Origin of the sequence: Marinobacter halophilus (assembly GCF_003007685.1) — a bacterium.
GTDB classification, from domain to species: domain Bacteria; phylum Pseudomonadota; class Gammaproteobacteria; order Pseudomonadales; family Oleiphilaceae; genus Marinobacter; species Marinobacter halophilus.
Map to the genome: position 1 here is coordinate 522,511 of NZ_PXNN01000003.1, position 12,820 is coordinate 535,330.

The window sequence follows — 12,820 nt, forward strand, 5'->3', positions numbered from 1 at the left end:
AGCCGTGTCTCCGTTATCGATTACTGTTTGTCTGCCATTTCCCGGGACATTACCCGGGAGCGCTCGAACGCGGCACCGTAAGCTTTTTTCACCAGATCTCTCAGGCCACCCTCCTCGAAGGTGTTGACCGCTTGCTCTGTGGTGCCACCGGGCGACATCACGTTACGTTTGAGCTGGGCCGGGTCCTGATCACTGCGCCCTGCCATTTCAGCGGCACCGGCCATGGTCTGGATGGCCAGCTCCCGGGCCGTTGCGGGTGTAATGCCGGCGGCGGTCGCGGCTTCTTCCAGTGCTTCAAGCATCAGGAAGAAATAGGCGGGCCCGCTGCCAGACAACGCTGTCACGCCGTGCAGCAGATTTTCGTCATCGACCCACAACGCCGTGCCAACGCTCTCAAACATCGACTGCACCGCGTCTTTTTGGTCAGTTTTGACCTGGTCGTTGGCAAACAGGCCGGCTGCGCCTTTGCCAACCAGAGACGGGGTGTTCGGCATGACCCGCACCAACGGCATACCGCCACCGAGCCACTGGTCCAGGGTCTCTACGGTCAGGCCGGCGGCAATCGACACCATCAGCGGGCGGGTGTTCTGAACCACCGGGGCAATGTCACTGCACACTTCGGCCATCACCTGTGGCTTTACCGCCAGCACCACAATGTCTGCCTGCTGAGCGCAGTAGCGGTTGTCGGTAGTCACGCTCACGCCAAAACGTTTGCGAATGGTCTGCAGATGGTCATCGGCTGGGGCGCTGACCCAGATATCATTAGCCTGATAGCCGCTGTCCAGCATGCCGCCAATGATGGCACTGGCCATGTTGCCGGCACCGATAAAAGAAATCGTGGGTGATTTACTCAAGATTTACTCCAGGGCATGGGTCGGTTAATAGGTTGATTGAGATCATAGCAGGAACCGGCCAATTCAGCTCTGGCTGTGTTTGGGTGGCCGGGTTCCGAACAGTGCTGTGCCTACTCGTACCCAGGTTGCGCCTTCGGCAATGGCCGCCTCCAGGTCATCCGACATTCCCATCGACAAGGTGTCCAGTGGGCCGGCCTCGGGCTGCTCTTGCTTGAGGGCGCGCAGCGCATTGGCCAGTGTTCGGAAGCTGGTGCGCAATTCTGACTCGGATTGACCTGGGTCAGGGATTGCCATCAGGCCTCTCAGTTTCAGGTTCGGCAGTTCACCGACGGCGGCGGCCAGTTCTGGCAGGTCGGTCAGCGCGCAACCGGATTTACTAGCCTCACTGTTGATGTTGACCTGCAGGCACAAATTCAGGGGCGGCAGAGAGGTTGGCCGCTGCTCGCTTAGCCTCCGCGCAATCTTCAGCCGGTCGACACTGTGTGCCCAGGCAAACGTCTCGGCAATCTGCCGGGTTTTGTTAGACTGGATTGGGCCGATGAAGTGCCATTCGATCTGGTTCAGATCGTTTAGCGCGGCCACCTTGTCCAGTGCCTCCTGAAGGTAGTTTTCACCGAAAGCGATTTGCCCTGCGTCGGCGGCAGCCCGGAGCTCTTCCGGTGAGCGGGTCTTGCTGACAGCCAGTAACTGCACGCTGCCGGGCTTCCGGCCCGCGGTCAATGTTGCTTTTTGTATGCGTCGGGTTACGCTCCCGATGTTGTCTGCTATGCTGCTCATGGTGTGAGTTTGCCGCTTATAGACTAAAAGAAAAAGCCCTCCGAGGAATCCTATGGATATTACTGAACTGCTTGCCTTTTCGGCCAAACAGGGTGCGTCGGATTTGCACCTGTCCTCCGGTCTGCCGCCAATGATTCGTGTCGATGGCGATGTTCGCCGTATCAACCTGCCCCCGATGGAGCACAAAGAAGTGCACGGGTTGATTTACGACATCATGAACGACAAGCAGCGCAAGGATTATGAAGAATTCCTGGAAACCGATTTTTCGTTTGAGGTACCTGGTGTTGCCCGTTTCCGGGTCAACGCGTTCAATCAGAATCGCGGGGCCGGCGCGGTATTCCGGACCATCCCCTCGAAAGTACTGACCATGGAAGATCTGGGCATGGGCCAGGTTTTCAAGGACGTGTCTTCCGTACCTCGTGGGCTGGTGCTGGTGACCGGACCGACCGGTTCCGGTAAGTCCACCACGCTGGCGGCGATGATCGATTACATCAATGATACCCGTTATGAGCACGTTCTCACCATCGAGGACCCTATCGAATTCGTGCACGAATCCAAGAAATGTCTGGTCAACCAGCGGGAAGTGCACCGGGATACCCTGGGTTTCAACGAAGCCTTGCGTTCAGCGCTGCGGGAAGACCCCGACATCATTCTGGTGGGCGAATTGCGAGATCTGGAAACCATTCGCCTGGCTCTGACGGCCGCGGAAACCGGCCACCTGGTGTTCGGCACCCTGCACACCACCTCTGCTGCCAAGACCATCGACCGGGTGGTCGACGTGTTCCCGGCGGAAGAGAAATCCATGGTCCGGTCGATGTTGTCTGAGTCTTTGCAGGCGGTTGTCTCACAGACCCTGATGAAGAAGATGGGCGGCGGCCGGATTGCGGCCCATGAAATCATGATCGGCACCTCGGCAATCCGGAACCTGATCCGGGAAGACAAGATCGCCCAGATGTACTCATCGATCCAGACAGGTGCGTCTCTGGGCATGCAGACCCTGGACCAGTGTCTGGAGAAGTTGTTGCAGAAAGGTCTGATTTCTCGCGAACAGGCGCGAGCCAAAGCGAAAATGCCGGATAACTTCTGATCGGTGTAATCCGACACCATAGATTGAACAATAGGTAAGAGCATGGAATTCGATAAACTGTTGCGGCTGATGGTAGAAAAGGGTGGTTCGGACCTGTTTATTACGGCAGGCGTGCCCCCCAGCATGAAAGTGAACGGCAAGGTGCTGCCTGTTACCAAAAATGCCCTGACGCCGGAGCAGACCCGGGAGTTTGTCTATGGCTCGATGAATGACAAACAGCGCGCCGAATTCGATGATACCCACGAGTGTAACTTCGCCATCAGCGCCCGGGGCATCGGTCGTTTCCGGGTCAGCGCCTTCTTCCAGCGCAACCTGTGCGGCATGGTGCTGCGTCGGATCGAGGTGAAGATTCCGCAGATTGATGAACTGTCCCTGCCGGAAATCGTCAAGGATCTGGCCATGACCAAGCGTGGCCTGATCATGTTCGTGGGTGCTACCGGTACCGGTAAGTCCACGTCAATGGCGGCCATGCTGGGCCACCGGAATCGGAACAGTCGGGGTCATATCATCTCCATCGAAGACCCGATCGAATTTGTGCATCAGCATCAGGGCTGCATCGTGACCCAGCGTGAGGTGGGCATTGATACCGAAAACTTTGAAGTGGCTCTGAAGAACACACTTCGGCAGGCGCCAGATGTGATCTTGATTGGTGAGGTGCGTACCCGCCAGACCATGGAGTACTCGGTGCAGTTCGCAGAAACCGGTCATCTGTGCCTGGCCACCCTCCACGCCAACAACGCCAACCAGGCGCTGGACCGGATTATCCAGTTCTTCCCGCATGAGCAGCACAACCAGATCTGGATGGATTTATCCCTGAACCTTCGGGCTATTGTGGCGCAGCAGCTGATACCGACACCGGATGGTACCGGGCGAAAGGCGGTTATTGAGGTGCTGATCAACACCCCGCTGGTGGCGGACATTATTCGCAAAGGCGATGTACACAAGCTCAAGGAGCTGATGGCGAAGTCGAATGAGTCTGGGATGCAGACCTTCGATCAAGCGTTGTACAGGCTCTACGCGGAAGGCTCCATTACATATGAGGATGCTCTGGCCCACGCCGACTCTGCCAATGATCTGCGCCTGATGATCAAGCTGGGCACCAATGCCCAGGGCGCAGACCAGCTGTCCTCTTCGGTCGACAAGCTGACCATCCAGGGCGACTGAACAGCCCCTCCTGCCTTGTGAGTGGCCCCTGTTCAGGGGCCATTGTCATACCAAAGTCGTAATTAATTAGGAAAGGTAACCAGTAGTAATAGCATTTGAGGCCATTGCTATGTGCTGCGTATACTCCGCGCGAGATCTATAAGGAGACACCATGCACAAAAATACTAATACACTTGTAAAGGCAATCCGCCTCGCTACCCTCGCTGCGATGGTCGCGCCAGTCAATGTCATGGCGGGTGGTTTTTCGCTGAACGAACAGAGCGCCAGCCAGATGGGCGTGGCCAACGCCGGTGCTACGGCCAATCCTGAAAACGCGACCACGGTACTGTTTAACCCGGCAGGCATGAGCCAGTTGTCGGGCACCAATATTTCGTTTGGTGCGGCGGTTCTGGATATTACTGCTGAGGCGAAGACATCCAGTATTCAGGCCACCGGCGCTATCGGGCAGGCCGTTGACGGAGGGGATTACAGGAGCGGCGGCGATATTGCTGACCCCGCCGTGCTGCCAAACTTTTATATGACTCATGAAGTCAATGACTCCATCGATGTGGGGTTTGGTATTCACGCCCCATACGGGCTTGCTGCTGACTACGAGAATGACTTTGCCGGTCGCTTTTTTGCGGATAAGACTGAGTTGACGGCAATCGCATTGACTCCCTCTATCGCTATTAACAACGGCGAAGGTCTGTCGATGGGCTTGGGTCTTAATATTATTTATGCAGAAGGCCGGTTGAGCCGGTATCAGGATCTTTCGGGTGCGGTTTTACAGGCTACTGGGGATCAAAATTTGGCTCTTAAGGCCCCGGAGCCCTACGCGGACGTTGAAGGCGATGACATCGGCGTCACTTTCCGCGTCGGGTTCTTGTATGAGCTGTCAGATCGCACCCAGTTTGGTTTGAGCGCCCAGACTGGGACCGAGCTGAACCTGAAGGGTGATATGGAGGTCTCTGGATTGCCCGCGAATCTTGGCTTGCCTGCATCCGCTGACGAAAGAGTGGAAGTCCCGCTGGCTATCCCCGAAAGCATAACGTTTGGAGTCCGGCACAAATTGATGGATGAGATTACCTTATTGGCCGGGGCAGCGTATGCTCGTTGGAGCCGCTTCGAGGAGCTCGACATTGTCAGTCGGGAAGGTGGTTCAGGGAGTGTTTCACAGATTCTCGGTGGACTTAGCCCTACGCAAACTCCTCCTGACCCGATCAACCACGTGACTGAGGAGTGGAAAAATACCTGGCAGTTCAACGTGGGCGGTATCTGGCAGGCAACGCCTGCATGGGCATTCAAAGCGGGTTACGCCTTTGACGAATCGCCTGTTGATGAATATGTCACTGCCCGTATTCCTTCTACAGATAGGCATTGGCTGACTCTGGGCGCGCAGTGGAAAGATGTTGCCAGCGGATGGACAGTCGACGCGGCGGTCGGAACATTGATCTTCGATAGCAACGCAAAGGTTAATGATCGTGAGTATAGCCACGACGATCCAACCGGTGATCCCGTTAGCCTATCTAGCTACCAGGCCGAGTACGACCTGAGCGCATGGAGCGCTGCTATCGAGTTCAGTAAAGCTTTTTAAGCTTCTGCTCTCGCGAATGGCTGGCCCGGTTTCCGGATCAGCCTACCACCTGGCCGCGGTAAATCACCTGCTTCTTCCGTGGCCGGGCTTCCTCTTCTCCCGGCTCCCCGTTTCGCACTTTCACGTCATCATCATTAGCGATGGGCTGGCCCCGGTAGGTTTTTGCAGCTGGCTGGTCAGCACTGATCTGGCTCAGTTCCGGTACCCTTTGTTTCAGCGCCTCCCAGGTGTGCACCAAGTGTTGGGATCGGGTTTTTCCTGCGTATTCGGCCAGATGCTCTTCGAGGTGGTCTTCATTGAGGTGGAGTTTTACGCCAAATTCGGACTGAATCAATCGCCGACACTGGTGCACCAGTTTCAGGAGGGAGGGGTCGAAAAGCCAGCTGCGTTCACTCGCTACGGAATTCATGGAAAGGCCTCGCATCGATGTCACTGCATTGGGGCATGGTTACGCCCAGACACGGAATACAAAGCAGAATTCGTGCCGTCGTCAAATGCCGTGAATCGAGCGGAGTTCAGGCATACCGAGCGGGGAGGCCGCCCTGTTTTTGTGCCGCCTTGCTGAAAATGGCCAAAAACAGGGCGATATCTGAAGGTGTGATGGTGGCGGGTTGGTCAGTGCGCCTGATCCCAGTTATCCCCTACACCGGCTTCCACCAGCAGAGGTACATCCAGGCTGGCGGCCGCCGACATACGCTTCACCAGACCGGCTTTGACCTGCTCTACAACATCTTCCCGGACTTCGATAATCAGTTCATCGTGAACCTGCATGGTCATGCAGGCATTGTCGGCATGCTCTTGGTGCAGCCAGGTGTCGACCTCAATCATGGCCCGCTTGATGATGTCGGCGGCGGTGCCCTGCATAGGGGCATTGATGGCGGTACGTTCCGCAGCCTGCTGCAGCTGCTTGTTGCGGGCGTTGATCTCCGGCAGATACAGGCGGCGACCGAACAGCGTTTCTACGTAGCCGTCGTCGTGCGCCTGTTTGCGGATGTTGTCCATGTACTTGAGTACCCCCGGGTAACGGTCGAAGTAACGGTCAATGTACTCCTGGGCGATGGTGCGGTTTACATCCAGCTGGCGGGCCAGGCCAAAGGCCGACATGCCATAGATCAGGCCAAAGTTGATGGCCTTGGCGCTGCGACGCTGGTCGGAGGTCACTTCAATCAGGCTGACACCAAAGACTTCAGCTGCGGTGGCTTTGTGGATATCTTCGCCATGCTCGAACGCGGTCAGCAGGCCTTTATCGCCAGACAGGTGCGCCATGATCCGTAGCTCAATCTGGGAATAGTCTGCTGCCAGAAGTTTATAGCCTTTAGGGGCAATAAAGGCCTGGCGAATCCGACGGCCTTCGGGCGTGCGGATGGGAATGTTTTGCAGGTTGGGCTCAGAAGATGACAGTCTGCCTGTAGCGGTCACCGCCTGATGATAGGACGTATGTACCCGGCCGGTACGGTGGTGGATCAGCTCGGGCAGGGTGTCGGTATAGGTAGACTTTAGCTTGCTCAGGCTGCGGTGCTCCACGATCAACCGGGGCAGTTCATGTTCGTGGGCCAGCTCCTGAAGTACCGGCTCGGCGGTGGACGGTGCGCCTTTCGGGGTTTTTTTGATCACCCGCAGGCCAAACTTGTCGTACAGAATGGTCTGCAGCTGCTTGGGCGAGGCCAGGTTGAAGGTTTCACCGGCCACCTCATGGGCTTCTTTTTCAAGCTCGGCCATGCGCTCGGCCAGCTCCTGACTGTGCTGGCGCAAAGTGCTGGCACTGATCAGGGTGCCGCGCTGTTCCATGCGGGACAGTACCGGTATCAGCGGCAGGTCGATGTCCCGATACACGGATTCCAGCTGACCGGTCTCTTTCAGCTTCGGGCTCAAGGCGTGGTGCAGGCGCAGGGTGATGTCGGCGTCTTCTGCGGCATAGGGCGCGGCTCTTTCCAGATCAATCTGATTGAAGGTGAGCTGCTTGGCACCTTTGCCGGCAATGGATTCAAAGGTAATGGTTTGCTCACCCAGATACTCACGGGCCAGGCTGTCCATGTCGTGGCGGATGGCGACGGAGTTGAGTACGTAAGACTCCACCATGGTGTCGTCGGCAATGCCTTCCAGATGAATGCCATGGTTGGCCAGCACGTTCTTGTCGTATTTCAGGTTCTGGCCGATTTTTTTCTGCTTAGGGTCTTCCAGCAGTGGTTTGAGCTGGTTCAGTACGTCATCACGGTCCAGCTGATCCGGTGCGCCCATATAGTCATGGCCCAGGGGAACATACACGGCTTCACCCGGTTCGATGGCGAACGACACGCCTACCACTTCTGCGTCCATATAGCGCAGGCTGGTGGTTTCGGTGTCGAAGGCAAACTGATCGGCGGCGGTCAGTCGGACCAGCCAGGTGTCAAATTCGGCCTGATCGGTGATCACCGAGTAACGCTTCTCAATGGTTTGTTTAGGTTCAGGCTCAGAGATGGCAGGCTCGGCCTGTTGGCCGGCGCTGTTGTTTTCGAGTTCGGCGATCCAGGCGCGGAACTCGTATTCCCGGAACAGTTTCAAAAGCTCGTCGTCTTTCTGCTGCCGGTGTTCCAGATCTTCCAGTCCGAACGCCAGCTCCACATCCAGGCGGATGGTGGCCAGTTCACGGCTCAGGGGCAGGGTGTTGGTGGCGGCGCGCAGGTACTCGCCAATCTTGCCTTTGATCTCGTCAGCGTGGTCAATCAGGTTGTCAAGATCGTTATAGGTTTCGAGCCATTTAACGGCGGTTTTCGGGCCGCATTTGGTTACGCCCGGTATATTGTCTACTTTGTCACCCACCAGAGCCAGGTAGTCGATGATCTGCTCTGGCGTCACGCCGAACTTTTCGATCACCCCGTCCCGGTCCATGGCGGTTTCGGTCATGGTGTTGATCAGGGTAACGTGGTCACTGACCAGCTGTGCCATGTCCTTGTCGCCGGTAGACACCACCACATCAATGCCTTTGCTGGTGGCTTCGTAGGCCAGGGTGCCGATCACGTCGTCGGCTTCCACTCCCGTGACAATTAACAATGGCAGGCCCATGGCCCGGACAATCTCGTGAATCGGTTCAATCTGCATGGCCAGGTCTTCTGGCATAGGCGGCCGGTTGGCTTTGTATTCTTCATACAGGTCATGGCGGAAGGTTTTGCCCTTGGCGTCAAACACCACCACAATTTTGGAGCCCGGAAAGTCCTGCTCAAGTCGGCGCAACATGCTGACGACGCCCTTAATCGCGCCAGTCGGATGATTCTTGCTGGTGGTCAACGGTGGCAGCGCATGATAGGCGCGAAACAGGTAGGACGATCCGTCCACAAGAACCACGGGTGGAGTCTTTTTCTCAGTCATGTCAAAACAGGTCCGGAATCTGATTGAAGCGTGGGTTGGCTTATGCAACTCTTTAACAATAGAGTATTTCTGTAGCCAGAAAGATGAATCAAAGGGTATCACGAAAATGAAACGAATCGCCTGTTCCGCCTTGCTTGCCGGGCTTGCGTCAGTGCCAGTGATGGCTCAGCAAGAGGGCGCGCTGGATGCCACGCCGGTGGTAACACCCCAGGAGCCTGTGGTTGTCTCCGATTACCAGCCGCCCGAGGCTGGCCCGGAAATTGTCATCCGCCCCGGCGAAAATGAAGTGTTCTACGAATACCGGGTTAATGGCCAACTTGTGGAAATCAAAGTTGTGCCGGAAGTGGGTCCAGAGTACTACCTGGTGCCTTCCGGCGGCGGCTGGATTCAAGATTCGGAATCCGATTTGCTGATCCCCAGCTGGGTTATTTTCCGCTGGTAACCCCGCTTTCCAGGTTGCTCAGATAAGGTTGACCTGAACTGGCTCTGAGCGCCTGCTCTCCAGTCCGTCCACATCGACCGTGCTGATCGAAAATTCGTAGGCCCCGGGCGGCATGCCGTTAAGGGGGTAGCGCGTGGTGCTGGCATCGCTCAGCGGAATAATGTCGAACTTTCTGGTGTGCTTCAGCCGATAATAGATTCGATAACCGGAGATCTGGCCGGGTGCCAGAGACGAGCCGTCTTCGCGAGTCAGAGGTGCGGTCCACGCCAACGTGGGTTGCCGGTCGTCGAAACTATCGTGGGGGGTTCTGGCGTCTGGCGTGCGCTGGCCGAATGTCGCCATCAGGTTGGACTGCGCCTGTTTTAATCTCGCGTCTGCAACAGCTGAGGCGCGATGGGGGTCGAGTTTGCTGGCGCGGCTGTCTTCCTGGCAACCGGATAGCAATGGGGCAATGATAAGTGCCGAAACGCACAGGCCCGTAAAAGTCAGCAAGCGGGCCGTAGGGCCTGATTGTCGGGGTAATGAAAACATCATGGGGAACTCGCATACGGGGCCGTGGCCCTCTGTTTTTGGTTCGTATCGAGCCTGAATAAAACCGGGAGACGGGCTGCCAAAAATCAGTGTGCGATTATGCCAGCCCTTGATGTGCGATCAAGTGAACTGTCCGTGAAAACCACAACAAAGTTTTAGTATGAACATTCTAATTTTTCTCCGTACCTTGATAGATGAAAGTTACTAAAGGCGCCCGAATGCTCGCCAGCGCTGAAACGATCCGAAAGATCAAGGAGACATATTATGGGTAAACTTAAATCCTATCAGGAACAGCTGCAAGACATCGTCGAGAAAGGCATCAATGCCGCTGAAGAGCAGCAGAAGAAGCTGGCGGCCAAGCCGTTCGACTATGCAGAAAAGCTGGAAACAGAAGTTCGTGAATACAGCGTGAAAGGCCTGCGTAAGCGTTACACTGGCTACTCCGAGAACCTGTTCGGTCAGCTGCGCAGTCTGAACAGCCGTTTCGGTAACTTCGCTGCAGAGCTGGTTGCCAAGCTGGAAAAAGAAGCCGCTGAAGGTGCGGATACGGTTTCTGAAGCAGCCGAAGATGTATCCGGCGCAGCCCAGGACGCCAAGAAATCCGTCACCGGAAAGAAGCAGGCAGTTCGCAAGACCACTGCCAGCAAAGCTTCTGTTGCGAAGAGTGAGACAGCTTCTGCCTGATCATCAGGTTGGTTGATAAACAAGAAGGGCGCTCAGTGGAGCGCCCTTCTTGTTAGTGGTGATCAGTGACTTACTCGGGAGACAGCGGCAGTGTTCGATTGTCGCCAGTGATCGCCTCAAGGCGCTCGATGTCGACTTCAAACTCTTTTTTCATCGCCCCGATATCTTGCCGCTGGGCCGCAATTTCCCGCTCAACATCGCGGACCTGCGATTCCAGTCGGCGGATTCTTTCCAGGGTGGTTTCCGGAATGTCCCGGCCAGCCCGTTCCAGATCCGCCGCCCGGCTCTGTTCGTTATCCAGTTGGCTGGAAAGCACGGAAATGTTGCCGCGCTTCAGCTGAATGACGCCTTCAAGTTCGCGAATTTTCCGATGCATGGCGCGCACAGCCTGGTCCGGATGGCTATAACGTTTCAGCAGTTCGCGGTCCTGAGCACGCTGTAGCTCCAATTGCCGCTGGTGTTCCTTCTCAGTTTCCCGTGCGGCAATTTCTTCCTCAGTCGGGGCGGGCGGGATGGTTTCTACGACCCGGCCGTTACCGCTGAGGATGTCGTATCCGCGCTGGGTTGCTTCCTGGGGAATGGTGTTGCTGATCACCAGCTGACCGTTTTCGTCCGTGTAACGATACATAGTGGCTTGGGCACTGGCGGCGAATAGCAGTCCGGCAGCCGCCAGGCTGGCAATAACCGTCGATTTGGTCACACGGTGTGGCATGGGTCAGACTCCGTATCGGTCCCGGTAGCGGGCCACGGTTTCTGCATGGCCGGCAAACTCCGGATTGGACTTGAGATAGTCCAGCACTTGTTCAAGGCGAATAATGCTGACAACGGGAATGTCGAATTCCTGCTCGACTTCCTGAATGGCAGAGAGTTCGCCATTGCCCTTTTCCTGACGGTCAAGAGCGATCAATACCCCGGCAGGTTCGGCGCCGGCGCTGCGGATGATGTCGATTGATTCCCGAATAGCGGTCCCGGCGGTAATGACATCATCAACAATCAGTACCTTACCTTGTAGCGGGGCACCCACAATATTGCCACCTTCACCATGATCTTTCTTTTCTTTGCGGTTGAAGGCAAACGGTTTGCTGTTACCTTCCGTTGCCAGAGCCATGGCGGTCACGGTGGCCAACGGAATGCCCTTATAGGCGGGGCCGAAAATAATGTCATAATTCAGGCTGCTGCGTTCTATTGCGGCGGCATAGGCCTTGCTCAGTTGTAGCAGGTCGTTTCCGGTGTTGAACAGTCCGGCATTGAAGAAATAGGGACTGGTGCGCCCGGATTTGAGTGTAAATTCTCCAAAGCGAAGAACATTCCGGTCAATGGCGAACTCAATAAATTTTTGCTGATAGTCGTGCATGGCAAGGCTTCTGGCGGGGTTTGATCTTTAATTAACGTGTAAAACCGGTATCATACACACAAACCGAATCAGGGAACACGTATGCGGGTAGTATCAATCAGCGTCAACGGTCTTGAGCAGGCCGTTGAAAAAGGCTTTTTCGACTGGCTGGCCGAACAGGACGCTGACGTCGTCTGTGTTCAGGATCACCGCATGCGCGCCTACGAGATTGAGGATAAAAACCTGATTCCCGAGGGCTATGAGGCTTACTTTATCGATGGTGAGTTGAACGAGCACGGTGGTGTGGGCATCTACACCCGGCATTTTCCGAAGGCCATCATGTATGGCTTTGCCAATGAGCAGGCCGACCGTGAGGGCCGGTTTATTCAGGCCGACTTCGACAAGGTGTCGGTGGCGTGTGTGCTGGCCCCCAACGCGCTCGGGCGCGAAGAAGAGCTGATCGGCGACGATGACCTGACCGTTCTGGACCATAAAGACGAGTTTCTGGAAGCCTTCGGTCTGCACATGCAGAAGACGCTGCGTAAGCGCCGCCAGTTTATTCTCTGCGCCAACCTGCAGACCGCGCATCACGTTACCGACGCCAGTCCGCTCTATCACAAACTCGACTTTTCCGGCTTTTTGCCCCACGAGCGGGCCTGGCTGGATCGTTTGTTTGATGAAATGGGCTGTATTGACGGCTTCCGCGAGATCAACAAGCAGAGCAATCAGTTTACCTGGTGGCCGGAGAGTGCTGAGGGCTCACGTAAGAAAGCAGGGATTCGGGTGGATTACCAGCTGCTGACCCCTGGCATCCGCAAGACCATTCGCGATGGCTGGATTGACGAGGACACCCGTTTTTCTGATCACGCGCCGGTGATCATGGATTACGAAATCGAAATAGGGCTCTGAATCATAGGGCTTGGTTTGATTTAGCGGGCTCGGAGGGGGAGACCTTTCCGGGACCCTCTCCGGCCAGGGATGGCCGGAGCGGAGCGCACATGGATGTGCTCGTAGCGTGTCCCGGAAAGGT

Annotated in this window: 13 protein-coding genes; 6 read left to right on the plus strand and 7 right to left on the minus strand. The window is 56.1% G+C overall.

Annotated features, from left to right (window positions below):
* Window positions 1–20: 20 nt before the first annotated feature.
* Entirely contained in the window at window positions 21–854 is an 834-nt protein-coding gene (gene proC, locus C7H08_RS02400) for a pyrroline-5-carboxylate reductase (protein WP_106670146.1), read from the minus strand.
* Window positions 855–917: 63 nt separating this feature from the next.
* Window positions 918–1,631, minus strand: coding sequence for a YggS family pyridoxal phosphate-dependent enzyme (locus C7H08_RS02405; protein WP_106670147.1), 714 nt, complete (start codon window positions 1,629–1,631; stop codon window positions 918–920).
* Between the two features lie 52 nt (window positions 1,632–1,683).
* On the opposite strand from C7H08_RS02405, the gene C7H08_RS02410 reads away from it, so the two are divergent.
* From C7H08_RS02410 to C7H08_RS02420, 3 genes are all read left to right on the plus strand, one after another.
* Window positions 1,684–2,718 carry a type IV pilus twitching motility protein PilT gene (locus tag C7H08_RS02410; RefSeq protein WP_106670148.1) on the plus strand — a complete coding sequence of 345 codons (1,035 nt, stop codon included), beginning with the start codon at window positions 1,684–1,686 and terminating at the stop codon, window positions 2,716–2,718.
* Window positions 2,719–2,760: 42 nt separating this feature from the next.
* Window positions 2,761–3,882: a PilT/PilU family type 4a pilus ATPase gene (locus tag C7H08_RS02415; protein WP_106670149.1), complete on the plus strand. Its 1,122-nt coding sequence runs from the start codon at window positions 2,761–2,763 to the stop codon at window positions 3,880–3,882.
* Window positions 3,883–4,033: 151 nt separating this feature from the next.
* Window positions 4,034–5,455, plus strand: coding sequence for an OmpP1/FadL family transporter (locus C7H08_RS02420; protein WP_106670150.1), 1,422 nt, complete (start codon window positions 4,034–4,036; stop codon window positions 5,453–5,455).
* Between the two features lie 37 nt (window positions 5,456–5,492).
* On the opposite strand, the gene C7H08_RS02425 is transcribed toward C7H08_RS02420, so the two are convergent.
* Complete coding sequence (locus tag C7H08_RS02425; protein WP_106670256.1) at window positions 5,493–5,864, minus strand: hypothetical protein; 372 nt, start codon at window positions 5,862–5,864, stop codon at window positions 5,493–5,495.
* A gap of 206 nt (window positions 5,865–6,070) precedes the next feature.
* Window positions 6,071–8,800 carry a DNA polymerase I gene (gene polA, locus C7H08_RS02430; RefSeq protein ID WP_106670151.1) on the minus strand — a complete coding sequence of 910 codons (2,730 nt, stop codon included), beginning with the start codon at window positions 8,798–8,800 and terminating at the stop codon, window positions 6,071–6,073.
* Between the two features lie 106 nt (window positions 8,801–8,906).
* Between polA and C7H08_RS02435 the strand changes: the two genes are divergently transcribed.
* A complete protein-coding gene (locus C7H08_RS02435) occupies window positions 8,907–9,242 on the plus strand; it encodes a DUF2782 domain-containing protein (protein ID WP_106670257.1) in 336 nt (111 codons plus the stop codon).
* Window positions 9,243–9,260: 18 nt separating this feature from the next.
* Here C7H08_RS02435 and C7H08_RS02440 read toward each other — a convergent pair whose 3' ends face one another.
* Window positions 9,261–9,734, minus strand: a complete 474-nt coding sequence (locus tag C7H08_RS02440) for a fibronectin type III domain-containing protein (RefSeq protein ID WP_227663229.1) — start codon at window positions 9,732–9,734, stop codon at window positions 9,261–9,263.
* 303 nt (window positions 9,735–10,037) lie between these two features.
* Here C7H08_RS02440 and C7H08_RS02445 point away from each other — a divergent pair, with 303 nt between their 5' ends.
* Complete coding sequence (locus C7H08_RS02445; RefSeq protein ID WP_106670153.1) at window positions 10,038–10,457, plus strand: hypothetical protein; 420 nt, start codon at window positions 10,038–10,040, stop codon at window positions 10,455–10,457.
* 70 nt (window positions 10,458–10,527) lie between these two features.
* Here C7H08_RS02445 and C7H08_RS02450 read toward each other — a convergent pair whose 3' ends face one another.
* Complete coding sequence (locus C7H08_RS02450) at window positions 10,528–11,169, minus strand: DUF4124 domain-containing protein (RefSeq protein WP_106670154.1); 642 nt, start codon at window positions 11,167–11,169, stop codon at window positions 10,528–10,530.
* A 3-nt stretch (window positions 11,170–11,172) separates the two neighbouring features.
* Window positions 11,173–11,811: an orotate phosphoribosyltransferase gene (gene pyrE, locus C7H08_RS02455; protein WP_106670155.1), complete on the minus strand. Its 639-nt coding sequence runs from the start codon at window positions 11,809–11,811 to the stop codon at window positions 11,173–11,175.
* An 81-nt stretch (window positions 11,812–11,892) separates the two neighbouring features.
* Here pyrE and C7H08_RS02460 point away from each other — a divergent pair, with 81 nt between their 5' ends.
* On the plus strand, window positions 11,893–12,699 hold the full coding sequence (locus C7H08_RS02460) for an exodeoxyribonuclease III (protein ID WP_106670156.1): 807 nt from the start codon (window positions 11,893–11,895) through the stop codon (window positions 12,697–12,699).
* Window positions 12,700–12,820 lie beyond the last annotated feature (121 nt).

Coding starts and splice junctions, on each gene's coding strand:
- C7H08_RS02405 (WP_106670147.1), bottom strand. CDS start 1,631: ATGAGCAGCATAGCAGACAACATCGGGAGCGTAACCCGACGCATACAA.
- C7H08_RS02410 (WP_106670148.1), top strand. CDS start 1,684: ATGGATATTACTGAACTGCTTGCCTTTTCGGCCAAACAGGGTGCGTCG.
- C7H08_RS02415 (WP_106670149.1), top strand. CDS start 2,761: ATGGAATTCGATAAACTGTTGCGGCTGATGGTAGAAAAGGGTGGTTCG.
- C7H08_RS02420 (WP_106670150.1), top strand. CDS start 4,034: ATGCACAAAAATACTAATACACTTGTAAAGGCAATCCGCCTCGCTACC.
- C7H08_RS02425 (WP_106670256.1), bottom strand. CDS start 5,864: ATGAATTCCGTAGCGAGTGAACGCAGCTGGCTTTTCGACCCCTCCCTC.
- polA (WP_106670151.1), bottom strand. CDS start 8,800: ATGACTGAGAAAAAGACTCCACCCGTGGTTCTTGTGGACGGATCGTCC.
- C7H08_RS02435 (WP_106670257.1), top strand. CDS start 8,907: ATGAAACGAATCGCCTGTTCCGCCTTGCTTGCCGGGCTTGCGTCAGTG.
- C7H08_RS02445 (WP_106670153.1), top strand. CDS start 10,038: ATGGGTAAACTTAAATCCTATCAGGAACAGCTGCAAGACATCGTCGAG.
- C7H08_RS02450 (WP_106670154.1), bottom strand. CDS start 11,169: ATGCCACACCGTGTGACCAAATCGACGGTTATTGCCAGCCTGGCGGCT.
- pyrE (WP_106670155.1), bottom strand. CDS start 11,811: ATGCACGACTATCAGCAAAAATTTATTGAGTTCGCCATTGACCGGAAT.
- C7H08_RS02460 (WP_106670156.1), top strand. CDS start 11,893: ATGCGGGTAGTATCAATCAGCGTCAACGGTCTTGAGCAGGCCGTTGAA.